The organism is Streptomyces sp. DH41 (assembly GCF_029813785.1).
Taxonomy (GTDB): domain Bacteria; phylum Actinomycetota; class Actinomycetes; order Streptomycetales; family Streptomycetaceae; genus Streptomyces.
In genome coordinates this window covers 36050-62704 of sequence record NZ_JARVKY010000031.1, presented here as the reverse complement: position 1 = coordinate 62704, position 26655 = coordinate 36050, and the positions used below count along the sequence as shown (strand labels likewise).

Genomic DNA, 26655 nt, shown 5'->3' with positions numbered 1-26655 from the left:
TGCGCCAACTATGGCCGCAGGTGCCCGCTCCTGCCAGCACTTCCGCGCACGCCACGCCACGAACATTGGTGTCGACCAGTGGCGTGGAGGGTGGGTGGAGCGACGCGGATAGAGTGCGGGACGAACGCCGTCCGTCCCTTCGCGCCGCCCAGGACCCGCCATCCACGACCTCGCAGCCCGGCTCCGCCGGCTTCCCCCCTCCTGCGGGCCCGTGCGCCTGATCGGTGTCGACGGGTACGCCGGCTCCGGGAAGTCCACGTTCGCCGGGCTGCTCGCCGCCGAGCTGGGCGGCGCGCCGGTGCTGCACCTCGACGACATCGCCAGTCACGACGAGCTGTTCGACTGGACCGGGCGGCTGCTGAGCCAGGTGATCGAGCCCCTGCGGCGCGGCGACACCGCGCACTACGCCCCCTACGACTGGCGGACCCGGTCGTTCACGGCGGCCCGCCCGTTGCCGCCGGCCCCGCTGGTCCTGGTGGAGGGGGTCGGCGCCGGGCGCGGGGCACTGCGTCCGTACCTGGCCCGGCTGCTCTGGATGGAGCTGCCACGCGAGGAGGCGTGGGCGCGTGGAAGGGCGCGCGACGGAGCGGAGCAGCGGGCGTTCTGGGACGGGTGGATCCCGGCAGAGCGCCGGCACTTCGCCGGCGACCCCTCGCGCCCCTACGCGCACCTCCTGGTGCGGCAGAGAGAAGGGGGGTACGAGGTACTTCCGGGGCCCGCGGGACCCGCCTCCCCGGCCCACTTCCTCACGCAGGGTGACGGACCCTCCGCAATGTGCTGAACTCGTGAAGATCGCTGTCCGGCAGTCGGCCGGAGTGCCTCAACTCCGCTTGACCCGGGGGCCGTACAGGTCTTACGTTCTGAATGTGCGGCAGTTCGAAGCCGCCGGCAGACGCGAAGCCCCCGGTTGTTCCCCCGTGATCGGGGGCTTCGTTCTGCCCTGAGGGCGTTTTCCGGCTGCTCCGTGGCGTGAACCGCTCACCCTGGGTCACCGTGCCGTGCGCGCCCCGTCCGCTCCCACCTGGCGCGACGGCCTGTCCCGGCACCCTTCGGAGGAAAGACCGCCGCGGGTACGATGCCCTCGGTGCGACCTACGGGCGGTTGCCGCGCGCACCTTGCAACTCCGGTCCGCGGTACAGCCGTTGACCGAGGCGGCCGACGGGCGACGGCTCGGCGGCATACCGACGGGGGCACGGTACGTGGGGGACGGGATGGACTTCGGCACGCAGGGCCCGCAGGCCCCGGCCGACCTCGCCTGGCTGCGCGGCGTGGACGCCTACACCATGGGGGCCTATCCGCAGGCGGAGGAGGAGTTCCGGACCGCGGTACGCGTCGATCCCGCGATGGCCGACGGCTGGCTGGGACTGCACGCGCTGCGCGTCGACACCACCAACGCGCTGCTCAGGATGTTCCGGCACCGGGAGCGCTTCGGCGAGCAGCGCGCCCGGCATCGCCGCACGCTCAACTCCTGGTACTGGCTGGGCTGGTGGGTGCAGCCCGTACTGGAGCATCCGCGCGATCTGCTGCTGGCGCACGCCTCCCACTGGCTGGACGGCCGCCACGTCCCGGAACTGGACCGGGCGCTGGCCGGACTGCCGCCGGTGGACGCCGACTCCCAGGTCCGTTTCCTGCACGCCTGCCGCGCCTACCTCGTCAAGGACTGGGAACAGCTCGTCCGGCACACCGACCCGCTGCTCGGCGATCCCCTGCTGGGCATCGAGGCAGGACTGTTCAGCGGCATGGCCCGGGTTCGCCTGGAGATGTACGGACAGGCCGAGCCCCTGCTGTCGGCGGCCCTCATGCGGTGCCGCAGCGAGCAGCCGCAGCGCAAGGAACTGCGGTACTGGCTGGCGAGGGCGCACGAGGGCACGGGCCGCAGCGCCGCGGCGCTGCCGCTGTACCGGGCCGTGCACCGCGTCGACCCCGCCTTCATGGACACCTCGGCCCGGCTGGCGGCGATCGCCGAGAGCGACGGCTACGCCGACGACGCCGACCTCGCGGGGCTCGCACAGGCCGGTATGGGACCGGACGGCCTGGACGGCGCCGACGGACTCGACCCGCTCTTCGGCACCGAGGAGCGCGGGCTCAAGCTCTCCGTCCCCGAGCCCCCGCCGGCCGCCCCGCTGCCCTCGCTGACCGGACCGTCGGTGCGTGAGAAGGCCGACGGCCCCGACCCGTCCCTGCCCGCCGGGCCCACCGACCCCGCGTTACTGGAGGAGGCACTCGCCGAGCTGGAGCGCATGGTGGGGTTGGAGCCGGTGAAACGGCAGGTCAAGGCCTTGTCCGCGCAGCTGAACATGGCGCGGTTGCGGGCCGGCCAGGGCCTGCCGGTCCAGCCACCCAAGCGTCACTTCGTCTTCTCCGGTCCCTCCGGCACCGGCAAGACCACCGTGGCCCGCATCCTGGGCCGCGTCTTCTACGCCCTCGGCCTGCTCGGCGGCGACCATCTCGTGGAGGCGCAGCGGGCCGACCTCGTCGGCGAGTACCTGGGCCAGACCGCCGTGAAGGCCAACGAACTGATCGACTCCGCGCTCGGCGGCGTCCTCTTCGTCGACGAGGCGTACTCCCTGTCCAACTCCGGTTACGGCAAGGGCGACGCGTACGGCGACGAGGCCCTCCAGGTGCTGCTGAAGCGGGCCGAGGACAACCGCGACCACCTGGTGGTGATCCTGGCCGGTTACCCGGAGGGCATGGACCGGCTCCTGACCGCCAACCCGGGGCTGTCCTCCCGCTTCACCACCCGGGTCGACTTCCCGTCGTACCGGCCGCTGGAACTCACCTCCATCGGTGAGGTCCTCGCCGCCGAGAACGGGGACGGGTGGGACGAGGAGGCACTCGACGAACTGCGGTCGATCGCCGGGCACGTGGTCGACCAGGGGTGGATCGACGAGTTGGGGAACGGGCGGTTCCTGCGAACGCTGTACGAGAAGAGCTGCGCGTACCGGGACCTGCGACTGTCCGTGTGTCCCGGGGTGCTGACCCGGGACGACCTGGCGACGTTGCGGTTGCCGGATCTGATGCAGGCGTACGGGGAGGTGCTGTCGGGGCGGGGGCCGCAGGCCTCTCCGGGGGTGTGAGACACCGCGCTATGTCGCCAGTGTCACCTCTCTGTGGGCCGGGTCTCTGACCTCTCCGACCAGTAGTTCCAGTACGTCCTCCAGGGCGACCAGGCCCAGGACCTTTCCCGACGCGTCCGTCACCTGGGCCAGGTGGGTGGCCGCTCGGCGCATCACGGTGAGGGCGTCGTCGAGCGGGAGTTCGGGACGCAGGGTCGTCATGGGGCGCCAGAGGTGCTGCGGGACGGCCCGGTCGGAGTCCTCCAGGTCGAGGACGTCCTTGACGTGGAGATAGCCCATGAAGGCGCCCTTCCCCGCCGCGACCGGGAAGCGCGAGTACCCGGTGCGGGCGGTCAGCGCGACGATCTCGCCCGGCGTGACCGAAGGGCTGACCGTGATCAGGGACTCGCGCCCGAGGAGCACGTCGGTGACCGGGCGGGAGCCCAGTTCCAGGGCGTCCTCCAGGCGTTCCTGCTCCTCCGGGTCGAGCAGGCCCGCCTGGCCGGCGTCCTCCACCAGCCGGTTGAGCTGCTCACTGGTGAAGACGGCCTCGACCTCGTCCTTGGGCTCGACGTGGAACAGCCGCAGGATGCCCTGGGCGCAGGCGCCGAGGGCGACGGTGATCGGCTTGCAGAGGCGGGCGAAGGCGACCAGGCCGGGGCTCAGCCACAGCGCGGCCTTCTCGGGCGCGGCCATCGCGAGGTTCTTCGGGACCATCTCGCCGATGACGAGGTGGCAGAAGATCACGAGGGCCAGCGCGATGACATAGCCGAGCGGGTGGATCACGCCGTGCGGCAGGTGGATCCACTCGAAGACCGGTTCCAGCAGACGGGCGACGGTCGGTTCGGCGACCGCGCCGAGGGTCAGGGAGCAGACGGTGATGCCGAACTGGGCCGCGGCCATCATCTGCGGCAGCCGCTCCAGGCCGTACAGCACCTGTCGGGCGCGGGCGGTGCCGAGCGGTTCGATCTGGCTGCGGCGCACCGAGACGAGGGCGAACTCGGCGCCGACGAAGAAGCCGTTGGCGAGTACGAGCAGCGCGGCGAAGAGGAGTTGCAGGACGCTCATCGGACGGCCTCCAGCGCGGAGACCGGCGCCGTCCGTACCAGTCGTGTGCGCTCGGCGCGGTAGTGGCCGACCTGGCGGACGGAGAGACGCCAGCCGGGCAGTTCCGCCCGGTCGCCGACGGCCGGGATACGGCCCAGCAGGTCGGCGACGAGTCCGGCCACGGTCTCGTACGGCCCCTCGGGCGCCTTCAGGCCGATGCGCCGCAGGGCGTCGACACGGCAGCTGCCGTCGACGTCCCAGGCGGGCCGGCCCTCCTCGGGCGGGGCGGGGGCCAGTTCGGGGGTGTCAAGACCGTCGTGCTCGTCGCGGACCTCGCCGACGATCTCCTCGACGATGTCCTCCAGGGTGACGACGCCTGCCGTGCCGCCGTACTCGTCGACGACGACCGCGATGGGCTGCTCGCTGCGCAGGCGGGTGAGCAGCGGCCTGACGGGCAGCGTTTCGGGGACGAGCAGCGCGGGGCGGGCGATCCGGCCGGCGGTGGTGCGCAGCCGTTCGTGCGCGGGCACCGCGAGGGCGTCCTTGAGGTGGACCATGCCGACGATCTCGTCGATCCTCTCCCGGTAGACGGGGAAGCGGGACAGGCCGGTGGCCCGGGTCAGGTTGACGACGTCCTGGGCGGTGGCCGAGGAATGCAGGGCGCTGACCTTCACGCGCGGGGTCATGACGTGCTGCGCGGTCAGTTCACCCAGGGACAGGGTCCGTACGAAGAGGTCGGCGGTGTCCTGCTCCAGGGCGCCGGCCCGGGCGGAGTGCCGGGCCAGGGAGACCAGTTCGCCGGGGGTGCGGGCGGAGGCCAGCTCTTCGGTGGGTTCGATGCCGAGAGCGCGCACCAGGCGGTTGGCCACGGCGTTCAGCGCGGCGATCACCGGGTGGAAGAGCCGGGCGAAGGCGTGCTGCGGGCCCGCGACGAAGCGCGCGACCTGGAGTGGCTTGGACACCGCCCAGTTCTTGGGCACCAGCTCGCCGATCACCATCTGGACCGCCGAGGCCAGCAGCATGCCCACGACGACGGAGACACCGGGGACGGCGCCCCGGGGGGTGCCGATCGCCGTGAAGGGGCCGTCCAGGAGCTGGGCGAGCGCCGGTTCGGCGAGCATGCCGACGACGAGGGAGGTGATGGTGATGCCGAGTTGGGTGCCGGAGAGCTGGAAGGACAGTTCCTTGAGGGACTCGACGACCCGGCGGGCGCGTCGGTCGCCGTCGGCGGCGGCCTGCTCGGCGTCCGGTCGTTCGACGGTCACCAGGCCGAACTCGGCCGCCACGAAGAAGCCGTTGGCGAGGATCAGCAGGAACGCGGCCGCGAGAAGCAGCAGGGGGGTGGTCATGTTGCCGCCGCCTGTGGGGAGTCACAGCAGGGGGCGGCGCAGGTACTGCAGGACGGTCCGTCCATCGCCGGAGGGAGTCACTCCTCGGGTAGCGGGAACCCCCGCGCACCGGGCGGAGCGACAGGGGCGAGGACGCGACGGCCGCGTCCTCGTTCCCAGATTAATCACGAAAAGGGTGCCCGCGGCAGGGGCGCCGTCCGCGCGTCAGCCGCGGGGCGCCTCGGGGGCGGCGCCGGACCGGGCCTCGGCGAGGGCGCGCAGAGCGCGCGCGTCCTGGATGGCGCGCTGCCGTGCGATGCCCGGCTGGATGCCGAGCGCGGGCAGGCTGGTGCCGTCGCTGAGGTCCAGGAAGGCCCAGGGGTCGCCCTGCCGGAGGTTGACCCGGAGGATCTCGGCCCAGGCGAGGCGCCGCTTGGTGGTGAGGTTGACGACGGTGACGCCCGCGTCGTCGGCGGTGACCCGGGGCCTGGCCAGCAGGAACAGGACCCCGGCGAGGACGAGCGCCGTCAGCGCGAAGCTGAGGCGCTCCCCCATGCCGAGGCCGTCCAGCAGCATGCCGACCGCCGAGATGGTCACGAATGTGCCGACTGCGAGGACGGACAGGACCACACGGGTGCGCCCCGGGCGGAAGGTGACGGGCAGGGCGGGCAGGTCCGGCGTGGTGTCGGGCATGACGTTGCTCCGGGTGGTGCTCAGAGGCGGCGGCGTGGACGGCCGTTCAGAGGCGGCAGGCGTGGATGGCCGTGGTCAGGATGGCCCGGGCACCGATCTCGTACAGGTCGTCCATGATCCGCTGGGCCTCCTTGGCCGGGACCATCGCGCGGACGGCGACCCAGCCCTCGTTGTGCAGCGGGGAGACGGTCGGGGACTCCAGGCCGGGGGTGAGCGCGACGGCCTTCTCCAGCTGCTCCACGCGGCAGTCGTAGTCCATCATCACGTACGTCCGGGCCACCAGGACGCCCTGGAGGCGGCGCAGGAACTGCTGCACCTTGGGTTCGGTCGTCTCGTCGGGCTCCGCGCCCGAGCTGGGGGCACCCCCGGACGAAGTCTGGGGGACGATCACGATGGCCTCGGACTTCATGATGGGCTCGCCGAAGACCTCCAGGCCCGCGTTGCGCAGGGAGGTCCCGGTCTCGACGACGTCCGCGATGACCTCGGCGACACCGAGCTCGATGGCGGTCTCGACGGCGCCGTCGAGGTGGACGACGGAGGCGTCGACGCCCCGGTCGGCCAGGTGCGCCGCGACGATGCCCTCGTAGGAGGTGGCGACGGTCCGGCCCCCCAGGTCCTCGATGCCGTTCGCGGTGCCCGGCTTGCCGGCGAAGCGGAAGGTGGAGCGGGCGAAGCCGAGCGGGAGGATCTCCTCGGCTTCGGCGCCGGAGTCGATCAGCAGGTCCCGGCCGGTGATGCCGATGTCGAGCTTGCCGGAGGAGACGTAGATCGCGATGTCCCGGGGGCGGAGGTAGAAGAACTCGACTTCGTTCGTCGGGTCGACGACGCGCAGTTCCTTGGACTCGCGGCGCTGCTGGTAGCCGGCCTCATGCAGCATGTCCCCCGCGGGGCCTGACAGGGAACCCTTGTTGGGGACGGCGATGCGCAGCATGAGGTCGGCTTCCTTTGTGTGAAGGGGTTGAAGAAAGGGGTTCGGCTTTACAGGTGGGCGTAGACGTCGTCCAGGGAGATCCCGCGGGCGACCATCATCACCTGGACGTGGTACAGCAGCTGGGAGATCTCCTCGGCCGCCGCCTCCTTGCCCTCGTACTCGGCGGCCATCCAGACCTCGGCGGCCTCCTCGACGACCTTCTTGCCGATGGCATGGACCCCCTTGTCCACCAGCTCGGCGGTGCGGGAGGTGGCGGGGTCGCCGTTCGCGGCCTTGTGCTGGAGCTCGGTGAAGAGCTCCTCGAAAGTCTTATTGGACATGGTGGCGCCCACTTTACGCGTAGTGCCGACCGGCCTAACGCCACGGTTCGGATACTGAGCGGAGCGTGGCCGCCGTGGCGACGGCCGCGGTCACCGCCTCGTGTCCCTTGTCCTCGCGGGAGCCCTCGATGCCGGCCCGGTCCAGGGCCTGCTCCTCGGTGTCGCAGGTGAGCACGCCGAAGCCGATGGGGACACCGGTGTCGACCGAGACCTGGGTGAGCCCCTGGGTCACCCCCTGGCACACGTAGTCGAAGTGGGGGGTCCCGCCGCGGATGACGACGCCGAGGGCGACGATCGCGTCGTAGCCGCGCCCGGCGAGGACCTTGGCGACGACCGGGAGCTCGAAGCTGCCGGGGACCCTGAGCAGGGTCGGCTCGTCGATGCCCAGCTCACGCAGGGCGCGCAGGGCGCCGTCCACCAGTCCGTCCATCACCTTGTCGTGCCACTGCGCCGCGACGACGGCGACCCGCAGGTCGCCCACGTTGCGTACGGACAGCTCCGGTGCACCCTTGCCGCTCACGTCTCTCCTCGCGTTGCTTGCTTACTGGTTGCCGCAGGTGGACACGGGCGTCGTGTCCAGCCAGGGCAGGTCGTGTCCCATCCGGTCCCGCTTGGTGCGCAGGTAGCGGAGGTTGTGCTCGCCGGCCTGGACGGGCATCGGCTCGCGGCCGGTGACCTCGATGCCGTGCCGTTCGAGGGCGTCGCTCTTGTCCGGGTTGTTGGTCATCAGGCGCACGGCGCGCACGCCGAGGTCGGTCAGGATCTGGGCGCCGGCGCCGTAGTCACGGGCGTCGGCGGGCAGGCCGAGTTCCAGGTTGGCGTCGAGGGTGTCCCGGCCGCGCTCCTGGAGCTCGTAGGCGCGCAGCTTGGACATCAGGCCGATGCCGCGTCCCTCGTGACCGCGCAGGTAGACCACGACGCCCCTGCCCTCGGCCTGGATGCGGTCCAGGGAGGCGTCCAGCTGGGGGCCGCAGTCGCAGCGCTGGGAGCCGAAGACGTCGCCGGTGAGGCACTCGGAGTGAATGCGGACCAGGACGTCCTTCCCCTCACCGATGTCCCCGTGCACGAGGGCGACGTGCTCGACGCCGTCGACGGTGGAGCGGTAGCCGTACGCGGTGAACTCGCCGTGCCGGGTGGGCAGGCGGACCTCGGCCTCGCGGCGGACGGTGGGCTCCTCGCTGCGGCGGTAGGCGATGAGGTCCTCGATGGAGATGATCGTCAGGCCGTGCTTACGGGCGAACGGGATCAGCTCGGGCAGCCGCAGCATGCGCCCGTCCTCGCCGGCGATCTCGACGATGGCGCCGGCCGGGCGCAGGCCCGCGAGGCGGGCGAGGTCGACGGCGGCCTCGGTGTGGCCGCCTCGGACGAGCACGCCGCCGGAGCGGGCGCGCAGCGGGAAGATGTGGCCGGGCCGGACCAGGTCGGTGGGCTCGGCGGCGCCGCTCGCCAGGAGCTGGAGGGTGGTGGCGCGGTCGGAGGCGGAGATGCCGGTGCTGACGCCGTGCGCGGCGGTGGCGTCCACGGAGACGGTGAAGGCGGTCTTCATCGACTCGGTGTTGTCGTCGACCATCTGCGGGAGGCGGAGCCGGTCCAGTTCGTCGCCCTCCATGGGGGCGCAGATCAGGCCGCGGCACTCGCTCATCATGAAGGCGACGATCTCCTCGGTCGCCTTCTCGGCGGCGATGACGAGGTCGCCCTCGTTCTCGCGGTCCTCGTCGTCGACGACCACGACCGGGCGGCCGGCGGCGATGTCCGCGATGGCCTGTTCGATCGGGTCGAGGGCCAGGTCGTCGAGGCCGTCGGTGCTGTAGAGGATGGGTGCCGTACTCATGCGGGCGCTCCTTCCGGGACGGGCCGCGCCGCGGTGCGGGAGCGCAGCCACCAGTCGCGCAGGCCCCACAGGACGAGCGCGCCGTAGATGACGTAGACGAAGCCGGAGAAGGCGAAGCCGTTGGCGAAGTTCAGCGGGACGCCGACCAGGTCGACCAGCAGCCAGGCGAACCAGAACTCGACCATGCCGCGTGCCTGGGCGTACATGGCGACGACGGTGCCGACGAAGATGTACGCGTCCGGCCAGGGGTCCCAGGACAGGGTCGGGAAGGCGGTGAACAGGCCGCCGACCGCGAGGGTGCCGACCGCGGCGGCGGCGAGCAGGGCGCCGCGCTCGCGCCAGGTGGCGAACCGGACGGCGATGGACCCGTCCTGCGTCTGCTGCCGGCCGCGGTTCCACTGCCAGAAGCCCCAGGCGGCGACGACCATGACGACGATCTGCTTGCCCGCGCTGCCGGAGAGGTGGGCGGTGGCGAAGGCCGTGAAGAGGACGAGTCCGGAGACGAACTGCACGGGCCAGGTCCAGAGGGAGCGCCGCCAGCCGAGCGCGAGGCCGAGCAGGCCGATCACGTTGCCGATCATGTCCGACCACTTGATGTGCTGGTCGAAGAGCGTGAACGCCTCGGAGTTGAGCCAGTTCACCGGGTGCCCCCCTGGGTGCCGAGCAGGCGCTCGACGTACTTGGCGATGACGTCCACCTCGAGGTTGACCGGGTCGCCGGGCTGCTTCAGGCCGAGCGTGGTCAGGGCGAGGGTGGTGGGGATGAGGCTGACGGTGAAGAAGTCGGGGCCGGCGTCGACGACGGTGAGGCTGATGCCGTCGACGGTGATGGAGCCCTTCTCCACGACGTAGCGGGCAAGGTCCTCGGGCAGGGAGATCCTCACGAGCTCCCAGTGCTCGGAGGGCTTGCGCTCCAGGATCTCGCCGGTGCCGTCGACATGGCCCTGCACGATGTGCCCGCCGAGGCGGGCGCCGACGGCGGTGGGCCGCTCCAGGTTGACGCGGGAGCCGGTGGTGAGGACGCCCAGGCTGGAGCGGTGCAGGGTCTCCGCCATCACGTCCGCGGTGAACTCGTCGCCCTCGTGGTCGACGACCGTGAGGCAGACGCCGTTGACGGCGATCGAGTCGCCGTGCCGTGCGCCTTCGGTGACCACGGGGCCGCGCAGGCGGAAGCGACAGGCGTCGTCGAGGGTCTCGACGGCGGTGATCTCGCCCAGCTCTTCGACGATTCCGGTGAACACTTCCCGGGTCCTCCTGCCTCTTCGGGCACGGACTCCGGGGCTGTCGGGAACGACAGATATCGCGAGCGAGAACACCGGGAACGACGCCGGACGGGACCCGCCCGGCAACGGGCGAGCCCAGAGGTCGGCGGCGCGCACGTGTGCTCGCCCGCCGCGCACTGCCTCCCATCCGGACTTTAACCGTCGGTCCAGGAATTTCACCTGGTCAACCGGCCGCTGGAAGCGACCGGGTCGCGGACTGTAACCGCCGGTTCGGACTTTCACCGACCCCGGAGTGCGCTGCTTCTGGTACAGGGCCAGTGTGCCACGCCTGATCGCCGTCCATGCGGACGGAGTGTGTGGAGTGGCTCACAGAACGCTGCCACGGCGGACCCGGCCGTGCCGCGACCGTCCTCAACTGGGCTTCTCCCACCCCACCTTGCAATTGGTCCATACCTATTGACTGACTGGTCTAGTCCTCTCTAGGGTCTGCGCAACTTCCGTGGAGAGGAACCGACTGTGCCTTCCCCGTCACGCTCCAGATCCCGCCACAGAGCGGGGCCGGCCCTGTTCGCGGCTGCCGCCGCCGTCGCCGGCCTGCTGCTCGCCGGCCTTCCGGCGACCGCCTCGCAAGCCGCCGACCAGGAGACCTGTCGCCCCGACGGGCTCTACCGGACCCCCGGCGTCGACGTCCCCTACTGCTCGGTCTACGACTTTGCGGGCCGGGAGAGGATGGGCGCCGACCACCCGCGCCGCGTGATCGGCTACTTCACGAGCTGGCGCACCGGCAAGGACGGCAAGCCCGCCTATCTCGCCTCCGACATCCCGTGGGACAAGATCACCCACATCAACTACGCCTTCGCCCACGTCGACGGCGAGAACAAGCTCTCCGTGGGCCCGGACAGCGAGAAGAACCCGGCGACCGGCATGACGTGGCCGGGGGTCGAGGGCGCCGAGATGGACCCGGCCCTCCCCTACAAGGGCCACTTCAACCAGCTGACCAAGTTCAAGAAGCAGCACCCGGACGTCAAGACGATGATCTCGGTGGGCGGCTGGGCGGAGACGGGCGGCTACTTCGCCGACGACGGCACGCGCGTGGACTCGGGCGGCTTCTACTCGATGGCCACCAACGCCGACGGCTCGGTCAACCAGGCCGGCATCGAGACCTTCGCGGACTCCGCGGTCGACTTCGTCCGGAAGTACGGCTTCAACGGCGTGGACATCGACTACGAGTACCCGACGACGATGAAGGACGCGGGCAACCCGCTCGACTGGTCCTTCGCGAACGGCCGCCGGGCCGGGCTGGTCGAGGGCTACGCGGCCCTGATGAAGACGCTGCGCGAGAAGCTCGACCGCGCGGGCGCCGCGGACGGCAGGCACTACCTCCTCTCCGTCGCCGCGCCGTCCTCCGGATACCTGCTGCGCGGCATGGAGACCTTCCAGGTCCAGAAGTACCTGGACTACGTCAACATCATGTCGTACGACCTGCACGGCGCCTGGAACGAGTACGTCGGCCCGAACGCCTCCCTCTTCGACGACGGCAAGGACCCCGAACTCGCCGCCGGGGGCGTGTACTCCACCTCCCAGTACGGCGGTATCGGGTACCTCAACACCGACTGGGCGTACCACTACTTCCGCGGCTCGATGCCGGCCGGGCGCATCAACATCGGGCTGCCCTACTACACGCGGGGCTTCAAGAACGTCACCGGCGGCACCGACGGGCTCTGGGGCAAGGCACCCTCCACGGACTGCCCGGCCGGCTCCGGCCTGACCAAGTGCGGTGACGGCGCGGTCGGCATCGACAACCTGTGGCACGACCTGGACACCGACGGCGACGAGTCGCCCGCGGGCTCCAACCCGATGTGGCACGCGAAGAACCTGGAGAAGGGCGTCGTCGGCGACTACGTCACCGACTACGGCTTCCCGGCCGACACGAAGCTGACCGGCACGTACGCCCGCAAGTACGACTCCACGCTGGTCGCGCCCTGGCTGTGGAACGCCGAGAAGAAGGTCTTCCTGTCCACCGAGGACGAGCAGTCGGTCCAGGCCAAGGCCGACTACGTCGTCGACCGCGGCATCGGCGGCACGATGGTGTGGGAGCTCGCGGGCGACTACGCCTGGGACGCGGGCAAGGGTCAGTACGTGCCCGGCTCGACGCTGACCGACACGATGTACGACACGTTCAAGAACGCCTCCCCCTACGGTGCCGAGCGCGCCACGATCGACATGCCGGCCGAGGCGCTCGACATCGACGTGGAGTTCGGGGAGTTCCCGCTCGGCGACTCCAACTACCCGATCAGCCCCAAGCTGAAGATCACCAACAACACGAAGACGGCGCTGCCCGGCGGTACGGAGTTCCGGTTCGACTACGCCACCTCCGCGCCCGGCAACGCCAAGGACCAGTCCGGCTGGGGCACGTCGGTGATCCGCAGCGACCACACGGGCGGCAACGCGGGCGGGCTGAAGGGCGACTACCACCGGGTGTCGCTGAAGCTGCCGGCCTGGCAGTCGCTGGCGCCGGGCGCGTCCACGACGGTGGACTTCGTCTACTACCTGCCGGTGTCGACGCCGTCGAACTGGACGGTGGCGTTCGGCGGGAAGACGTACGCCCTGGCGGGCGACCTGGCCCGGGGCACGACCGTGGTCGACCCCGGGGCTCAGACTCCGGCACCGACCCCCACGCCCACGGGCACTCAGTCGCCGGGCCCGAGCCCCAGCCCGAGCCCGACGGACGGCGCCGGGCAGTGCGCGGCACCGGCCTGGGCGGCGGCCGCGGAATACGGCAGTGGCAGCACGGTGTCCCACGAGGGGCACTCGTGGAAGTCCAAATGGTGGACGAAGGGCGAGGAGCCCGGCACCACCGGTGAGTGGGGCGTCTGGCAGGACCTCGGCGCCTGCTGACCCCGGCAAGACCGGCCCGGCGGCGGTGACGGAGCCCTTGCCCGCCGCCGGGTCTCTCCATACGCCTTCGCCGGACGCCTGGGGTGAGGATGTGACGACCGTGATCGCCGAGGAGTCCGAGCGCCACCGGACCCGTTCGTCGCCGTCCGGGCCGGCCCACCGGTGAAGGTGCCGCTCGCGGGGAAGACTTACCCGGGTCTCCGCACGGGCGGACACCTCGCGCCCCGGCCGGGGGCGTTCAGGGAGTGTCCGTCGGTGCGGTTCGACGGTGGGACTCGGAGGCGGAGCGGATGAGCGGACGGGCGTGGCTGCGGACGGGCCTGGGGCTGCTGGCCGGCGCGCAGGTGGTGCTGGGGCTGTGGGTCCTGCTGCTGCCCGAGCTGTTCTGGAAGTGGCCCTGGGTGTCGCACCTGCCGCCCTACAACGAGCACCTGCTGCGGGACTTCGGCGGGGCCAGCCTGGCTCTCGCCGTGGTGCTGTGCGCGGCGGTGGCGGCGATGGAACGGCGGCTGGTGGTCACCGCCCTGGTGGCCTACCTGGTGTCCTCCGTCGTCCATCTCCTCTTCCACGCCCGGCATCTGGAGCCCCTGTCGGCGGCGAGCGGCGCGGGATTCATGGTGCTGCTGGGAGCGGCGGTGCTGCTGCCGGCGGTCCTGCTGTGGGCGGCGGCGGACGGGGGTGCCTTCCGGGAGTCCGGCCACACGGCGCGGCGGCCGGCGCCCTGAGAGGGCGGGCGACGAGAGGGCCGGTCGGCCACCAGTTCCGTACGGCCCGGTGCGGGGGCGGCCGCGCGCGGCTGCCGGTGAGCCGCCCACGCCGCACAGGTTGAAGATCGAGCTAACGCTCCGGCGGGGCGAACAGCACGTCCTGGGCCCGGTCGCGGGCGGTGAGCAGTGCCCCGCGCAGTACGGCACCGCCGCCCAGCGTGCTGGGCCGTACCTCGGTGGCGAGCGGTGACATCCGGGTGAGGCGGTGCTGGACGCGGGCAGCGAGCGTGCCGGCGCCGGCCCGGCCGACCTCGCCGGCCAGTACCAGGCAGCCGGGGTCCAGCACGGACACGACGGCCGCGGCGCCGACGGCGACCCGGTCGGCGAGCTCGTCGAGGAACCGCTCCGCGGCCGGATCCGGTTGCCCTCCCCGGTCCGTCGACGACCTGCGCACCGCCTCCCGTACCAGCGCGGCGGCGTGCGGCTCGAGCCCCTCGGGCACCGCCGTCACGCCGTGCCGCGCCGCGAGGGCGGCCACCGCCGCCGCCCCGGCCACGGAGTGGAACCCGCCGTCGCAGTCGGTGGCCGACGGCAGGCCGGAGGTGCCCGGTACCGGCAGGAAGCCGATCTCGCCCGCGCCGCCGGAGACACCCCGCCGCAGGGTGCCGTCGAGGACGACCGCGGCGCCGATGCCGAGGCCGAGCCAGAGCAGGACGAACGTGTCCCGGTCCCGGGCCGCCCCGTCGCGCTGCTCGGCCAGGGCGGCGAGGTTGGTCTCGTTCTCGACGCCGACCCGCGCCTCGGGATACCTCTCCTGCAACGCGGCCATCAGCCGGCGGTGCCACTCGGGCAGACCGCCGGAATCGCGGAGTTCACCGCCGGCCGGGTCGATCAGGCCGGGCACGCCGATGCCGACGGTGTGCAGCCGCTCGGCGCCGGCCCCCTTCGCCGCGCGCTCGACCAGGCCCACCGCCTGCTCCACCGCGGGGCCCGTCCCGGTGCCGTCGCCGATCGGCACGGACGCCTCGGCCAGCACCCGGCCGAGCAGGTCGGAGACCAGTACGGCGACGCCCTCGGTGCGCACGTCGAGGGCGGCGAGATGGGCGCGCCCGGCGACGATGCCGTACAGCTTGGCGTTGGGGCCGCGGCGCTGCTCGCCGGACTCCCCCGCCACCTCGATCAGACCGGAGACGGTGAGGCGTTCGACGAGGTCGGCGACGGTGGGCCGGGACAGGCCGGTCAGCTGCTTCAACCGCCCTGCCGTCAACGGACCCTCCCGCTGGAGCAGGTCCAGTGCGAGCCGGTCGTTGATGGCCCGGGCGGTGCGCGGAGATGCGGGCATGCCGGGATCCTTCCAGATCGGCGGCGCGGGGGTCCGCGCCGGTAATCCCCTATCTATCAGGAAGGGACCCTGATAGTTTACGCGACGCAGTGGAGGCAGGCAGTACGGCAGACCCGACGGAGGGCCGGAGAATGAGCACAGTGGTCTACGAGCGACGCGAGGTGAGGAGCGCCCGGTACGCCGTGGCGGCCGTTTTCGCCGTGCACGGGGCCGTCACCGGCTCGTTCGCGACGCGCGTGCCGTGGATCCAGGACCATGCCGGGGTGAGCGCGGGCCAGTTGGGCCTAGCGCTCGCCTTCCCGGCGCTCGGCGCGTCGGTCGCCATGCCGCTGGCAGGCCGCGTCAGCCACCGCTTCGGTGCCCGCACCGCCCTGCGGGGCCTGCTGGCCCTGTGGACGCTGGCCCTCGTCCTGCCGTCCCTCTCGCCGAACCTGCTCACCCTGTGTCTCGCCCTGTTCGTCTACGGCGCCACGGCGGGCATGTCGGACGTGGCGATGAACGCGCTCGGTGTCGAGATCGAGAACCGGCTCGACAAGTCGATCATGTCGGGCCTGCACGGTATGTGGAGCGCGGGCGCCCTGATCGGCTCGGCGGCCGGCACGCTCGCCGCCCACCTGGGCGCGGACGCCCGGCTGCACCACGCCCTGGCCGCCGCGGTGCTGACGGTGGCGGGCCTGGTGGCCTGCTCCCGGGTGCTGGACCTCCAGCCCGCCGAGGACGAGGATCCGCCGCCGAGGTTCGCGCTGCCGCCCAGGTCGGCGTTGCTGATCGGCGCGGTCGGGTTCTGCGCGGTGTTCGCCGAGGGCGCGAGCCTGGACTGGTCGGCGGTCTACCTGCGGGACCAGCTGGAGGCCTCGGCCGGTCTGGCGGCGGCGTGCACGACGGGCTTCACGCTGACCATGGCGCTGGCCCGGTTCGCCGGGGACAAGGTGGTGGACCGGTTCGGCGCGGTGCGCACGGTCCGGGTGAGCGGTGTGCTGGCCACCCTGGGCGGTCTGCTCATCGTCGCCGGGGGCCATCCGGCGGTGGCGATGACCGGCTTCGCGCTGATGGGTCTCGGCATCGCCGTCGTCATCCCGCTGTGCTTCGCCGCGGCCGGCCGCGCCGGCTCCAACCCCAGCCTGGCCATCGCGGGCGTCGCCACCATCACGTACACCTCCGGTCTGGTCGCCCCGAGCGCGATCGGCGGTCTGGCCCAGGCGACCAGCCTGGTGGTGTCGTTCGGTCTGGTGACGGCGCTGGCCTTCTGCCTGGTGGTGTTCGCGAAGGTGCTGCGCGCCGGGGACCGGGAGCGCCGGAAGGTCAGTCCGCCGAACGCAGCAGTGCCCGACCGGCAGTCCTGAAGGTGTCGCTCCACGGCGCCGGGCGCAGCGTCCCGGAGTCCAGCCGGACCAGCACGCGGGTGCCGCGGGCGTAGGTGGTGGCGCCGTCCGCGGAGCAGAAGCGGAAGCCGTACGTCAGCCCGGTCGTGCCGAGCCGGTCCAGCCAGAGGTGGACGGCGTACGCGCCCGGCCGGGTGACGGGCGCCTCGTAGGTGATCGTCAGTTCCTTGACCGCGTTGCAGGCGTCACCGGCCGCCGCCCAGTCGCCCTCGAACCGGAAGCCGTGCTCGGTCCACAGCTCGGCCCAGGCCCGTTCGACCATCACCGGGTAGCGGGCGTTGTGCAGCAGGCCGAGCGCGTCCAGGTCGTCGAAGTGGACGGTGACGGGGACGAGCCGGCCGTAGGAGAGAACGGGGGCGGCGGGGGCTTCGGCGGTCACGGGCGGGACTCCTGGTCTTGTCTCACGTACGGCGGATCCACTCCATCCTAAGCGGTCGCTCAGTATCGATGACCAGGAAGGTGCTGGTCAGCCGGGGGCGCGGGACGTGGGACCACGCGGCACCCCTGACAATGGTCCGGACAGTCCTCACGTACAGAGAAAGCGAAACCTCACCATGGACCTCGGCGTGCGCTGGAAGCTGCACGGGGACGGAAAGGTACCCGCCCCCGGAGCGGTGGTCCGCCCCGACGAACGGCTCTCGTGGCCCCGCACGGCCGGGCTCGGCGCCCAGCATGTGGTGGCCATGTTCGGGGCGTCCTTCGTGGCTCCGGTCCTGATGGGCCTGGACCCCAACCTCGCGATCATGATGTCGGGCGTGGCGACCGTCATCTTCCTGCTCGCCACCCGCGGCCGGGTGCCCAGCTACCTCGGCTGCTCGCTCTCCTTCGTCGGCGTCGCCGCCGTCATCCGGGCCCAGGGCGGCACCAGCGCCACGGTGACCGGCGCGGTTCTCGTCGTCGGTGCCGCGCTGTTCCTGGTGGGGCTCGCCGTGCAGCGGTTCGGGGCACGGATCATCCACGCCGCGATGCCGCCGATCGTCACCGGCGCGGTGGTGATGCTGATCGGCTTCAACCTGGCCCCCGTCACCGCCTCCACCTACTGGCCGCAGGACCAGTGGACGGCGCTGCTGGTGATGCTGTTCACCGGTCTGGCCGTGGTCTGCCTGCGCGGTTTCTGGTCCCGGATCGCGATCTTCCTGGGGCTGGTCTTCGGATACGTCCTCTCCTGGGTCCTCGACCAGGTCTTCGGGAAGATCCACTCGGTGGACGGCAGCGGGAAGCTCACCGACCACTGGCGGCTGGACTTCTCCGCCGTGGGCCAGGCCGACTGGATCGGGCTGCCGTCCTTCCACGGGCCGAGCTTCGAGTGGTCGGCGATCCTGGTCGCCCTGCCGGTCGTCATCGCGCTGGTCGCGGAGAACGCCGGGCACGTCAAGGCGGTCGGCGAGATGACCGGCGACAACCTCGACGACAAGCTCGGCACGGCGATCTCCGCGGACGGCGTCGGCTCGATGCTGTCCACCGCGGTCGGCGGCCCGCCGAACACGACGTACTCCGAGAACATCGGTGTGATGGCCGCGACCCGGGTCTACTCGACGGCCGCCTACTGGGCCGCCGCGGGCTTCGCCCTCCTCTTCGGTCTCTGTCCGAAGTTCGGCGCGGTCGTGGCCGCGATCCCCGGCGGTGTGCTGGGCGGCATCACGGTCATCCTCTACGGCATGATCGGCCTGCTCGGCGCGCAGATCTGGATCAACGCCAAGGTGGACCTGCGCAATCCGCTGAACCTGGTGCCGGCCGCCGCGGGCATCATCATCGGCGTCGGCAACGTCAGCATGGAGTTCACCGACACCTTCTCGCTCAGCGGCATCGCGCTCGGCACCGTGGTCGTCATCACCGGCTACCACGCGCTGCGGGCCTTCGCCCCGGCCCACCTCAAGACGCAGGGGCCGCTGCTGGACGAGGGCACGTCGTCGTACGACGAGAAGGCCAAGGACGGCGGTGACGGGTCTCAGCGTGCCAAGTCGTAGGCGTAGGACGGCGTGAACGTGCCCGGTTTGCCCTTGCAGCCGTCCGACTCCCCGGGCAGCTTGACCCACAGGTAGGCGTCGACGCGCCCCATGCCGGTGCTCAGGGTCGGCGCGCGGCCGATCTCGCGGCCGGCCGGGTCGCACCACTCGCCGTCGGCCGGGGCGCCGTTGCCGTTGCGGCTGGTGTCGATGACGGCGCCCAGGCTCGGGGGGCCGCCGAGGGCGTCGAGGACCGCGCGGTCGTAGGTGACCTCGTCGGCGGTGGTGTGGAAGTTGGACACGTTGCTGAAGATGCCGTCGGAGGAGTCGGCCGAGGCGGCGCCCGCCTGCCTCAGCCAGCCCGCCTGCTTGGCGGGCGCGTGCCAGCCGGAGTGCCCCGCGTCGAAGTAGACCCGGGCGTTCGGGTTGGCGTCCTTCAGGACCCGGCCGGCCCGGGCCAGGGAGGCGAAGCGGTCGGCGCGCTCATCCGCGGACATGCACTCCGCCTGGGCGACCGAGTCGGGCTCCAGGACGACGATGACGTCACCGGAGCCGAGCCCGGCGGCGAAGCGGTCGATCCAGTCGTCGTAGGCGTCGAGGTCGGGCGCCCCGCCCTGGGAGTGGCCGCCGCAGTCCCGGTCGGGTATCGCGTACGGCACCACCACGGGCACCCGGCCCGCCTCGGCACCGCCCGACGTGACGGCGCGGACCCGGGAGGTGATGGTCCCGGGCGTGTAGTCGGCGAACCACACGGCGGCCGGGTGGTCGGCTATGCGGGACCGGATGACGTCCTGGCGCGGGTCGTCGGGGTGGGCCCGGACCCAGTCGAGGACCTGCGATTCGGGGTGCCGGTAGAGGCGGGTGGAGGCCGGGGAGGTCCGGGACTCCTGCGCGTCGGACTTCTCCGACGTCCCGGACTTCCTCTTCGGCTTCGGCGAGGGGCCGGGGCTCGTCCTCCTCGCCGAGGCGGAGGGCGAGGCCGAGGCGGAGACCGACGGCGTCGCCGACACGGACGGGGACGGCACTACGGGCAGGGACCGCAACAGCGGCGACCGCGTCACCTTTGGACGGGCCTCGTCCATACCGCCGCCGTCGTCACCGAGCGCGGACAGCATTCCGGTCGCGGTGCCCACCGCGACCACGACGGACGCCGCCGCGACCATCGCGCTGCGGCGGGCGGCACGCCTGCGCTCGGCCCTGCGAGCGGCCAGGCGCCGGGCACGAAGGCCTGACACGTAGGGTTCCCCCTCCCCCGCGCGACGGGCGCGTTCCCCCGTTCTGGGGAAGCGTCGGGCCCGCCGGCACTTCCGTCAGCCTAAAGGTGCCACGCTGCCGCCATGGCGTACTGCGAACAAGTCACGGCGGACGTCCAAACGGTGGACGCCGTCCTCTCCCGGATGCGTGCCCTCGACACGACGCTGCCCGCCCGGGACGGGGTGGCGGTCTTCAACCGCGTCTACCTGGCCGTCACCGAGGCGGTCGACCGGCACATCGACAGCGGTCGTCTCGGGGACGCGCGGGCGGCGATCGCGCTGGACGTGCGGTTCGCGGAGCGCTACCTGGCCGCCGTCGACGCGCTCGAGGAGGGACGCCGTCCGCCCGCGTGCTGGCGGCCCCTGTTCCAGTTCCGCCGCCACCCCGGCGTACGGCCGTTGCAGTTCGCGCTGGCGGGCATCAACGCGCACATCGGCCACGATCTCGCGCTGGCCGTGGTGGCCACCTGTCGTACGCTCGGCTGCGAACCCGTCGAGCTGGAGGACGAGTTCGACCGGGTGGGCGATCTCCTCGTGTCGCTGGAGGAGCGCGTCCGCGACGAGCTGATGCCGGGTCCGGACGTCCTCCAGGTCGCCGATCCGCTGACCCATCTGCTCGGCGCCTGGAGTCTGGAGCGCGCCCGCGACGCCACCTGGACGGCGGCCCGCGCGCTGTGGGCGCTGCGCCGGCTGCCCGATGTCGCCGGGGAGTTCACCGAGCGGCTGGACTCCGCGGTGGGCTTCGCGGGACGCATGCTGCTCACCCCGCTGCCGGACTGATCCGACCCCGGTGCCCGGTGCGCGCTCCCGGAACCGCCGTGAGATCGCTGTACGTTGAAACCTCGGGCGACATCGCACCCCGACTGCGAAGGAGCACCCAGGCATGACGACCCGGCTCGGACTCGGCCTCCCCCAGATGCGGCAGTACGACCTCGGCAAGGACGTCCCCGACGTGGCCCGCGCGGCGGAACGGACGGGCTACGAGAGCCTGTGGGTCTTCGAGCGGGCCCTGTTCCCCGAGCCCGCCACCCAGGGGCTGTACGGCATCGAGGGCCTGCCCTGGCCGGACGAGTACCGGAGCGTGGCGGAGCCGCTGGTCACCCTGACCCTCGCCGCCGCGGCCACCGAGCGGGCGGAGTTGGGCAGCAGCGTCCTGGTCGCCCCGTTGCACGTCCCGTTCCAGCTGGCCAGGACGCTGGCCACGCTCGACGCGGCGAGCGGCGGCCGGGTCGTCGCCGGCTTCGGCACGGGCTGGTCCCACGACGAGTACGCGGCGTCCGGGCGGCCGTTCGCCGAGCGCGGCCGGGCCCTGGACGAGCTGATCGAGGTGTGCCGCGCGGTCTGGGGCCCGGACCCGGTGGTGTACGAGGGTGACGTCACGAGGATCGCGTCCGCCGTGGTCGGCCCCAAGCCCGCCCGGCCGATCCCGATCCTGCTGGCGGCCGGCAGCGGCCGGGCCCGGCGCCGGCTGGTCGACCACGCCGACGGCTGGCTGCCGAACGGCATCGGCGCCGAGACCGTGGCCGGACAGTTGCGGCGGCTTCAGGACCTGGCCGCCGAGCGGGGCCGCACGGAGCCGATCCGCACGGTGCTGCGGGTCAACACCCGGTACCGCGCGTCGGGTCGAGGGGGCACCGACCGCCGCCCCTTCCACGGCAGCGTCGACCAGATCGTCGAGGATCTCGCCGCGCACGCCGGGATCGGCCTCGACGAGATCCTCATCGACCTCCAGGGCTCCGCACGGGACGCCGGGGAGCTGAAGGATCTGGCCGCCGAGGTGTACGAGAAGGCTCGCGCGGCCGGGGTCTAGGGGGCCGTCCGGCTCAGCGGCCCCCTCAGCCGGGAGGTTCAGTCCTCGGGAAGCTCGACCGGCGCGATCTCGTCGTAGACGTCACCCGGGCCCGGGTTGGCCGCGTCGGTCTGCCCGCCGAAGTGGTGCATGACGCCCCAGACCGCGTTCAGCGCGGTCTGGACGGCGCCCTCGGCCCAGCCGGCCGTCCAGGAGATGTCGTCGCCGGCGAGGAAGATGCCCCGCTTGTCCTCGGGCAGCTCGTCCTGCACGAAGTGTGTGAACAGGCGCCGCTGGTAGCGGTAGTGACCGGGGAGGTTGGCCTTGAACGCGCCCATGAAGTACGGCTCGTTCTCCCAGGAGACCGTCACCGGGTTGCCGATGACGTGCTTCCGGATGTCGACCTTCGGGTAGATCTCGCCCAGCGACTTCAGCATGACCTCCATCCGCTCGTTCGCGGACAGCGGCAGCCACTTCAGGCTGTCGTCGCACCAGGTGTAGGAGAGGCAGATGACGGCGGGCTTGCCGGGGCCGTCGTCCAGCAGGTAGGTGCCGCGGGTCATGCGGTCGGTGAGCGTCATCGACATGACGTCCCGCCCCGTGTCCTCGTCCTTGTCCAGCCAGAAGGGGCGGTCCACCGGCACGAAGAGCTTGGAACTCTCCATGTAGTGGGTCCGCTCGATCGCCGTCCAGTGGTCGATCGGGAAGAGCGAGTCGTCGCACGCGATCTTCGAGAGCAGCATCCAGGACTGGGCGGTGAAGATCGCCGCCTGGTACGTGCGGATGTCGCCGTCGGCGTCGGTCACGGTGATGCGGTTGCCGGCGGTGCGGGTGAGCCGGGTCACCGCCGGGCGCGGCTCGCCGTCCGTGTGCAGGGACTTCAGCGAGGTGCCGTACGGCCAGTGGACGGTCTTCTCCGGCTCGCGCTCCCAGAGCCTGAGCGGCAGTTGCTGGGAGCCGCCGACGATGCCGCGGTGGTGGTCGTCGGCCTCGGTGTAGACGACGCGGAGGATCTCCAGGATGGAGTTGGGGAAGTCGGTGTCCCAGCCGCCGGTGCCGAAGCCGACCTGGCCGAAGATCTCCCGGTGGCGGAAGGACCTGAAGGCCTCCGAGTCGCAGAGGAAGCCGTAGAAGGTCTGGTTGTCGAACTTCTCGACCAGCTTCGCCCAGATCTCGCGGATGCGCGGGACGTCGCGCTCGCGCAGGGCGCGGTTCATGTCGGAGAAGTCGGCGCCCTCCTCGAGGCACTTCGCCCAGGCGTCGGCGACGTCGCGGTAGACCTGGGGCAGGTCGTCGAGCGTCTCGGCGTAGTGCGACTCGCCCTTGAGGTCGACGACGGTCGAGGGCGTCGCCTCGGCGAGGGGGTTGGGGAACGGGCGCGTCTCGAGCCCCACCAGGTCGATGTAGTGCTGGAGAGCGGTGGAGGACGGCGGGAAGCGCATCGCGCCCATCTCGGCGGTCAGCGACTCGTCGCAGCCGTCGAAGCCGACGGTCCGCAGCCGGCCGCCGATCCGGTCGGCCTCGTAGACGACGGGCTTGAGGCCCATCTTCATCAGCTCGTAGGCGGCCACGATGCCGGACAGGCCGCCGCCGATGACCGCGACCTCGGTGCCGTGCTCGGTCGCCGGTATCTGGCCGAGGCCCGCCGGGTGGGCGAGGAAGTCGTCGTACGCGTACGGGAAGTCCGGCCCGAACATGGTGATCGGCGGCTGCTGCTCGTCTGCGTGCTCGATCGCGTTGGGCACGGTGGACGTCATGGGGTACGGGCTCCTTGCACGGGTGGAACGGGGGAGGTGGCGGCGGGGGGTCAGGCCAGGGACCCGTAGAGGCCGGGGCGGCGGTCCTTCAGGTACGGGTTGGCCTCGCGGGAGGCGGCGAGGAAGGCCGGGTCGGCATCGGCGAGGACCAGTTCCTCCGCGCGTCCCGCCCGGGCGCGGGCGGTGCCGTCGGGGCCGGCGAGGACGGACAGCCCGACGAACTCGAACTCGCCCTCCCGGCCGACGCGGTTGACGTACGCCACGTACATCTGGTTCTCGAAGGCCCGCACGGGCACGACGGACTCGGCGACGAACTGGAACGGGTGCATCTGCGCGGTCGGCACGAGCAGCAGGTCGGTGCCGGCCAGGGCGTGGGCGCGCACGTTCTCCGGGAACTCGACGTCGTAGCAGATCATCAGGCCGACGGTGAGACCGTTCAGCTCGGCCTGCACGACCGGCTGCTCGCCGGGGACGAAGTGGTCGTGCTCGAAGCAGCCGAAGAGGTGGGTCTTGCGGTAGTTGGCCAGGCGGGCACCGTCGGCGGAGATCAGCTGCACGGAGTTGAAGACGCTCTCGCCGGCCCGCTCGGGGTAGCCGTAGGCGACGGCGAGGCCGTGCCGCGTGGCGGTCTTCGCGACCGCGCCGGCCGCGTCGCCGTCGGCGGGCTCGGCGAGGCGGCCGATGTCGTCGCCGATCGCGTACCCGGTCAGGAACAGCTCGGAGGTGACGAGCAGCCCGGCACCCCCGGCGGCGGCACGGCCCGCGGCCTCGTCGAGGACCCTGAGGTTCTCGACGGTGGAGCCGGGTCGGCCGGAGCTCTGGAGCAGGGCGGTGCGCATGCGTGTTCCTCACCGGTGGGAGGGGGTCGGGGGGCCAGATAGACGGTACGGTCGCCGGACTCGGCCGGACAAGAAGGAGCCGTTGCGCGCCGGTGAGCGGATCGTTGCGTTCGCCGGTCACCTCCCGGCGATTCGTTGCGCCCCCGCGCCCGCGGGTCGTACCCCGGCTCCTTCTCGGGGACCGGACCGTGCCCGTCCTCCCCCGCCGCACGGCGGAGGGCGCTCCCTCCCGGGGTGCGATGTGGCGGGGGCGCGGTGCCGGGACAGTGGTGACCGTTCGGATCCGTCCAGTCCAGTCCAGTCCCGGACCGGCCTGGCCCGTCCGGCCTGGCCCGGCCCGTCCGGCTCGGTTCCGTTCAGTTCCGTTCACTGGTTTCCGCCTGCGGGAAGGACCGCCATGAAACGCCGTACGACGACCGCCGCGCTCTGCGCCGCCCTGTTGCTCACCGCCGTCACCACCGGCGCCGCCGTCGCCTCCGGGCCGCACGAGGAACGGCCCCCGAGGGAGGCCGCCGCGCTCACCGGCAGCGCCGAGCTGTACCGGTCGGCCGGGGACGACATCACCTTCACCTTCGACGCCCACCTGGCGGCCGAGGACAACGACGACCCGCTCAAGGCCACGGGGACGTTCGAGTTCAGCCACTATCTGGACGGCGAGGGCGCCCGGGCGAAGGCCGACGTCGACTGTCTGCTGACCGGGGGTGACGTGGCCGTCGTCTCCGGCGTCATCACCGACTCCGACCTGCCCGGCGCCGAGGGCAGGCGGGTGGGCATCACGGTCCACGACCGGGGCCGCCACGACCGGCTCGGCTACAGCTGGGCCGCGACGGGCAGCCCCGTGGAGGGCGGGGACCTGCCCCGGTGCGTGGCATCGGCCCCCTTCGAGAAGGTCAAGAAGGGGACCGGCGACTTCGAGGTCGTGCCCTGGCGGCCGAAGCTGTAGCGCCCGTCCGGGCGGCGACCAGCACCACCGCCGTCAGCAGGTACGGCACCGCGGACCACGCGAACGCGGTGGCGTGCCCGGCCGACGTCCCGATCACGGCGTACCCGCCCAGCACCGCGACCGTGGCCAGCTCCGTGCCGAGGCCGGCCACCGACGTCAGGGTCGCCCGGCCCGTCGCGTCGATACGCCGCTGGAGCCGGGCGTCGGCCAGCACGCTCGACAGCTGGAAGCCGCCGAAGGCGACGGCGACCAGCAGCAGCCCGGCCGGCGTGCCGAAGGCGGCGCCCGCGGCCAGTGCGAGGGCGGAGCCCGCGAGCAGCCCGGCGAGAGGGGCCCGGCCCAGGCGTTCACCGGCCCCGGCCAGCAGGCCGCCGGCCGTCGCGCCGCCCCAGATCAGCAGGAGCAGCCAGGGCACGGTCGACTGTGCCACTCCGGTGCCGAGCACCAGGAGCGGCGTGTACTCGTCGAGGGCGCCCCACACGGCCGTCACGGCCGGGACGAGGAGCAGCGCGCCGCGTACGGACCGGTCGGCGCGTGCCTCGGCGAGCCCGGCCCGCAGGGTCGTGGCCCAGCCGTCGCCGCCGGTCACCGGCGTACGGTGCTCGGGAAACCGGGTCGCGAGGGCCGCCGTCAGCAGGCAGACCAGGACGCTCGCGGCGCCCACCGCGGCGTAGCCGCCCCAGGCGAACACGGGTCCGGCGAGGCCCATCGCGGCCATCACGGCGACCAGCCCGGCCGAGCGGGCCCGGCCCATGACACGGGCGTACCGGTGGGCCGCGCCGATCCGGTCGAGTTCGTCGTGGACCAGGGCCTCCAGCGCGCCTGATCCGAGCGCTCCCCCGGCTCCCCACAGCACGAAGCCCAGGGCGAAGGCGCCGTAGGACGGCATGAGCACCCACAGGGCGAAGCCAGCGGCGGTGAGCAGCGGGCCGAGCCACAGCAGGCGCCGCCGGGAGACGGCGTCGGCCCAGGCACCGGAGGGGATCTCCAGCAGCACTCCGGTCACCGACCACACGGCGAACAGGGAGGACAGCTGCCAGACGGACAGGCCGGTGTCGCTGAAGAGCAGCGCGTACACCGGGTAGAGCAGGATGAACTCGTCGAGGAACGAGTAGCCGTACAGCGTCGTCGTCAGCCGCCGGTAGGCGGCGGCGGGCACACACGTGGGTGTGGGAGTCATGAGGCCTTCCCGAGGGGGCGGATCGGACACCGGGGTACGGCGTCCGAGGCGGCCCTCGGGAGGTGGCACGGCTGGTGGATCAATGTCGCCAGGTCATGACACCGATGCTACGGGATGTCGTTTGGATCTTGCCGGGGTCGCGGGGTCTGGCACGCACTCCCCCACTGCCTGAAGGGCGTGGGAGGTGCCCC

Annotated in this window: 24 protein-coding genes and 1 riboswitch; of the genes, 9 read left to right on the top strand and 15 right to left on the bottom strand. The window is 72.2% G+C overall.

Features of this window, described 5'->3' with window-relative positions; translation table 11 throughout:
- Positions 1–160: 160 nt before the first annotated feature.
- Entirely contained in the window at positions 161–781 is a 621-nt protein-coding gene (locus QC283_RS34705; RefSeq protein ID WP_279565769.1) for a uridine kinase family protein, read from the top strand.
- Positions 782–1211: 430 nt separating this feature from the next.
- Entirely contained in the window at positions 1212–3077 is a 1866-nt protein-coding gene (locus QC283_RS34700; protein ID WP_279565768.1) for an AAA family ATPase, read from the top strand.
- A 9-nt stretch (positions 3078–3086) separates the two neighbouring features.
- Here QC283_RS34700 and QC283_RS34695 read toward each other — a convergent pair whose 3' ends face one another.
- From QC283_RS34695 to QC283_RS34655, 9 genes are all read right to left on the bottom strand, one after another.
- A complete protein-coding gene (locus tag QC283_RS34695; protein WP_279565746.1) occupies positions 3087–4124 on the bottom strand; it encodes a hemolysin family protein in 1038 nt (345 codons plus the stop codon).
- On the bottom strand, positions 4121–5452 hold the full coding sequence (locus QC283_RS34690) for a hemolysin family protein (RefSeq protein WP_279565745.1): 1332 nt from the start codon (positions 5450–5452) through the stop codon (positions 4121–4123). The genes QC283_RS34695 and QC283_RS34690 overlap by 4 nt, the downstream gene beginning before the upstream one ends.
- A 204-nt stretch (positions 5453–5656) precedes the next feature.
- Complete coding sequence (locus QC283_RS34685; protein WP_279565744.1) at positions 5657–6124, bottom strand: PH domain-containing protein; 468 nt, start codon at positions 6122–6124, stop codon at positions 5657–5659.
- 46 nt (positions 6125–6170) lie between these two features.
- On the bottom strand, positions 6171–7055 hold the full coding sequence (gene hisG / locus QC283_RS34680) for an ATP phosphoribosyltransferase (RefSeq protein WP_279565743.1): 885 nt from the start codon (positions 7053–7055) through the stop codon (positions 6171–6173).
- 47 nt (positions 7056–7102) lie between these two features.
- On the bottom strand, positions 7103–7375 hold the full coding sequence (locus tag QC283_RS34675) for a phosphoribosyl-ATP diphosphatase (protein WP_122617146.1): 273 nt from the start codon (positions 7373–7375) through the stop codon (positions 7103–7105).
- A 34-nt stretch (positions 7376–7409) separates the two neighbouring features.
- A complete protein-coding gene (gene ribH / locus QC283_RS34670) occupies positions 7410–7895 on the bottom strand; it encodes a 6,7-dimethyl-8-ribityllumazine synthase (RefSeq protein ID WP_279565742.1) in 486 nt (161 codons plus the stop codon).
- Between the two features lie 21 nt (positions 7896–7916).
- Positions 7917–9206, bottom strand: coding sequence for a bifunctional 3,4-dihydroxy-2-butanone-4-phosphate synthase/GTP cyclohydrolase II (locus tag QC283_RS34665; protein ID WP_279565741.1), 1290 nt, complete (start codon positions 9204–9206; stop codon positions 7917–7919).
- Positions 9203–9847 (bottom strand): nicotinamide mononucleotide transporter family protein, encoded by a 645-nt coding sequence (locus QC283_RS34660; protein ID WP_279565740.1) that lies wholly within the window; start codon positions 9845–9847, stop codon positions 9203–9205. The genes QC283_RS34665 and QC283_RS34660 overlap by 4 nt, the downstream gene beginning before the upstream one ends.
- Positions 9844–10446, bottom strand: coding sequence for a riboflavin synthase (locus QC283_RS34655; RefSeq protein ID WP_279565739.1), 603 nt, complete (start codon positions 10444–10446; stop codon positions 9844–9846). Before QC283_RS34655 ends, QC283_RS34660 begins: the two co-directional genes overlap by 4 nt.
- A gap of 151 nt (positions 10447–10597) precedes the next feature.
- A riboswitch (FMN riboswitch) is annotated at positions 10598–10728 on the bottom strand.
- A 216-nt stretch (positions 10729–10944) separates the two neighbouring features.
- On the opposite strand from QC283_RS34655, the gene QC283_RS34650 reads away from it, so the two are divergent.
- Both QC283_RS34650 and QC283_RS34645 read left to right on the top strand, forming a co-directional pair.
- The gene (locus tag QC283_RS34650; protein ID WP_279565738.1) at positions 10945–13326 is read left to right on the top strand and encodes a chitinase C-terminal domain-containing protein; all 2382 of its coding nucleotides are present in this window, start codon (positions 10945–10947) and stop codon (positions 13324–13326) included.
- Positions 13327–13616: 290 nt separating this feature from the next.
- Entirely contained in the window at positions 13617–14051 is a 435-nt protein-coding gene (locus tag QC283_RS34645; RefSeq protein ID WP_279565737.1) for a hypothetical protein, read from the top strand.
- Between the two features lie 112 nt (positions 14052–14163).
- Here the strand turns inward: QC283_RS34645 and QC283_RS34640 are convergent, their stop codons facing one another.
- Positions 14164–15375 carry an ROK family transcriptional regulator gene (locus QC283_RS34640; protein ID WP_279565736.1) on the bottom strand — a complete coding sequence of 404 codons (1212 nt, stop codon included), beginning with the start codon at positions 15373–15375 and terminating at the stop codon, positions 14164–14166.
- A gap of 131 nt (positions 15376–15506) precedes the next feature.
- On the opposite strand from QC283_RS34640, the gene QC283_RS34635 reads away from it, so the two are divergent.
- A complete protein-coding gene (locus tag QC283_RS34635) occupies positions 15507–16718 on the top strand; it encodes an MFS transporter (protein ID WP_279565735.1) in 1212 nt (403 codons plus the stop codon).
- Here QC283_RS34635 and QC283_RS34630 read toward each other — a convergent pair.
- Entirely contained in the window at positions 16678–17136 is a 459-nt protein-coding gene (locus QC283_RS34630; RefSeq protein ID WP_279565734.1) for an acyl-CoA thioesterase, read from the bottom strand. The two genes, QC283_RS34635 and QC283_RS34630, sit on opposite strands and share 41 nt — an antisense overlap.
- A 175-nt stretch (positions 17137–17311) precedes the next feature.
- Here QC283_RS34630 and QC283_RS34625 point away from each other — a divergent pair, with 175 nt between their 5' ends.
- Complete coding sequence (locus QC283_RS34625) at positions 17312–18724, top strand: uracil-xanthine permease family protein (RefSeq protein WP_279565733.1); 1413 nt, start codon at positions 17312–17314, stop codon at positions 18722–18724.
- On the opposite strand, the gene QC283_RS34620 is transcribed toward QC283_RS34625, so the two are convergent.
- Positions 18706–19866, bottom strand: coding sequence for a glycoside hydrolase family 6 protein (locus QC283_RS34620; protein ID WP_279565767.1), 1161 nt, complete (start codon positions 19864–19866; stop codon positions 18706–18708). The genes QC283_RS34625 and QC283_RS34620 overlap by 19 nt on opposite strands.
- 174 nt (positions 19867–20040) lie before the next feature.
- On the opposite strand from QC283_RS34620, the gene QC283_RS34615 reads away from it, so the two are divergent.
- Together QC283_RS34615 and QC283_RS34610 are read left to right on the top strand one after the other, a co-directional pair.
- On the top strand, positions 20041–20736 hold the full coding sequence (locus tag QC283_RS34615; RefSeq protein WP_279565732.1) for a DUF5995 family protein: 696 nt from the start codon (positions 20041–20043) through the stop codon (positions 20734–20736).
- A 103-nt stretch (positions 20737–20839) separates the two neighbouring features.
- Positions 20840–21766, top strand: coding sequence for an LLM class F420-dependent oxidoreductase (locus QC283_RS34610; RefSeq protein WP_279565731.1), 927 nt, complete (start codon positions 20840–20842; stop codon positions 21764–21766).
- Between the two features lie 38 nt (positions 21767–21804).
- Here QC283_RS34610 and QC283_RS34605 read toward each other — a convergent pair whose 3' ends face one another.
- Both QC283_RS34605 and QC283_RS34600 read right to left on the bottom strand, forming a co-directional pair.
- Positions 21805–23502, bottom strand: coding sequence for a flavin monoamine oxidase family protein (locus QC283_RS34605; protein ID WP_279565730.1), 1698 nt, complete (start codon positions 23500–23502; stop codon positions 21805–21807).
- Positions 23503–23552: 50 nt separating this feature from the next.
- Positions 23553–24341 (bottom strand): carbon-nitrogen hydrolase family protein, encoded by a 789-nt coding sequence (locus QC283_RS34600; protein ID WP_279565729.1) that lies wholly within the window; start codon positions 24339–24341, stop codon positions 23553–23555.
- 397 nt (positions 24342–24738) lie between these two features.
- On the opposite strand from QC283_RS34600, the gene QC283_RS34595 reads away from it, so the two are divergent.
- The gene (locus QC283_RS34595; protein ID WP_279565728.1) at positions 24739–25284 is read left to right on the top strand and encodes a Repetin; all 546 of its coding nucleotides are present in this window, start codon (positions 24739–24741) and stop codon (positions 25282–25284) included.
- Here QC283_RS34595 and QC283_RS34590 read toward each other — a convergent pair.
- Entirely contained in the window at positions 25232–26464 is a 1233-nt protein-coding gene (locus QC283_RS34590; RefSeq protein ID WP_279565727.1) for an MFS transporter, read from the bottom strand. The two genes, QC283_RS34595 and QC283_RS34590, sit on opposite strands and share 53 nt — an antisense overlap.
- Positions 26465–26655 lie beyond the last annotated feature (191 nt).

Bases quoted from the DNA above. Each gene is read 5' to 3' on its own strand.
- QC283_RS34700 (WP_279565768.1), top strand. From the start codon at position 1,212: ATGGACTTCGGCACGCAGGGCCCGCAGGCCCCGGCCGACCTCGCCTGG.
- QC283_RS34695 (WP_279565746.1), bottom strand. From the start codon at position 4,124: ATGAGCGTCCTGCAACTCCTCTTCGCCGCGCTGCTCGTACTCGCCAAC.
- QC283_RS34690 (WP_279565745.1), bottom strand. From the start codon at position 5,452: ATGACCACCCCCCTGCTGCTTCTCGCGGCCGCGTTCCTGCTGATCCTC.
- QC283_RS34685 (WP_279565744.1), bottom strand. From the start codon at position 6,124: ATGCCCGACACCACGCCGGACCTGCCCGCCCTGCCCGTCACCTTCCGC.
- hisG (WP_279565743.1), bottom strand. From the start codon at position 7,055: ATGCTGCGCATCGCCGTCCCCAACAAGGGTTCCCTGTCAGGCCCCGCG.
- QC283_RS34675 (WP_122617146.1), bottom strand. From the start codon at position 7,375: ATGTCCAATAAGACTTTCGAGGAGCTCTTCACCGAGCTCCAGCACAAG.
- QC283_RS34665 (WP_279565741.1), bottom strand. From the start codon at position 9,206: ATGAGTACGGCACCCATCCTCTACAGCACCGACGGCCTCGACGACCTG.
- QC283_RS34645 (WP_279565737.1), top strand. From the start codon at position 13,617: ATGAGCGGACGGGCGTGGCTGCGGACGGGCCTGGGGCTGCTGGCCGGC.
- QC283_RS34640 (WP_279565736.1), bottom strand. From the start codon at position 15,375: ATGCCCGCATCTCCGCGCACCGCCCGGGCCATCAACGACCGGCTCGCA.
- QC283_RS34635 (WP_279565735.1), top strand. From the start codon at position 15,507: ATGAGCACAGTGGTCTACGAGCGACGCGAGGTGAGGAGCGCCCGGTAC.
- QC283_RS34625 (WP_279565733.1), top strand. From the start codon at position 17,312: ATGGACCTCGGCGTGCGCTGGAAGCTGCACGGGGACGGAAAGGTACCC.
- QC283_RS34620 (WP_279565767.1), bottom strand. From the start codon at position 19,866: ATGGTCGCGGCGGCGTCCGTCGTGGTCGCGGTGGGCACCGCGACCGGA.
- QC283_RS34615 (WP_279565732.1), top strand. From the start codon at position 20,041: ATGGCGTACTGCGAACAAGTCACGGCGGACGTCCAAACGGTGGACGCC.
- QC283_RS34610 (WP_279565731.1), top strand. From the start codon at position 20,840: ATGACGACCCGGCTCGGACTCGGCCTCCCCCAGATGCGGCAGTACGAC.
- QC283_RS34605 (WP_279565730.1), bottom strand. From the start codon at position 23,502: ATGACGTCCACCGTGCCCAACGCGATCGAGCACGCAGACGAGCAGCAG.
- QC283_RS34600 (WP_279565729.1), bottom strand. From the start codon at position 24,341: ATGCGCACCGCCCTGCTCCAGAGCTCCGGCCGACCCGGCTCCACCGTC.
- QC283_RS34595 (WP_279565728.1), top strand. From the start codon at position 24,739: ATGAAACGCCGTACGACGACCGCCGCGCTCTGCGCCGCCCTGTTGCTC.
- QC283_RS34590 (WP_279565727.1), bottom strand. From the start codon at position 26,464: ATGACTCCCACACCCACGTGTGTGCCCGCCGCCGCCTACCGGCGGCTG.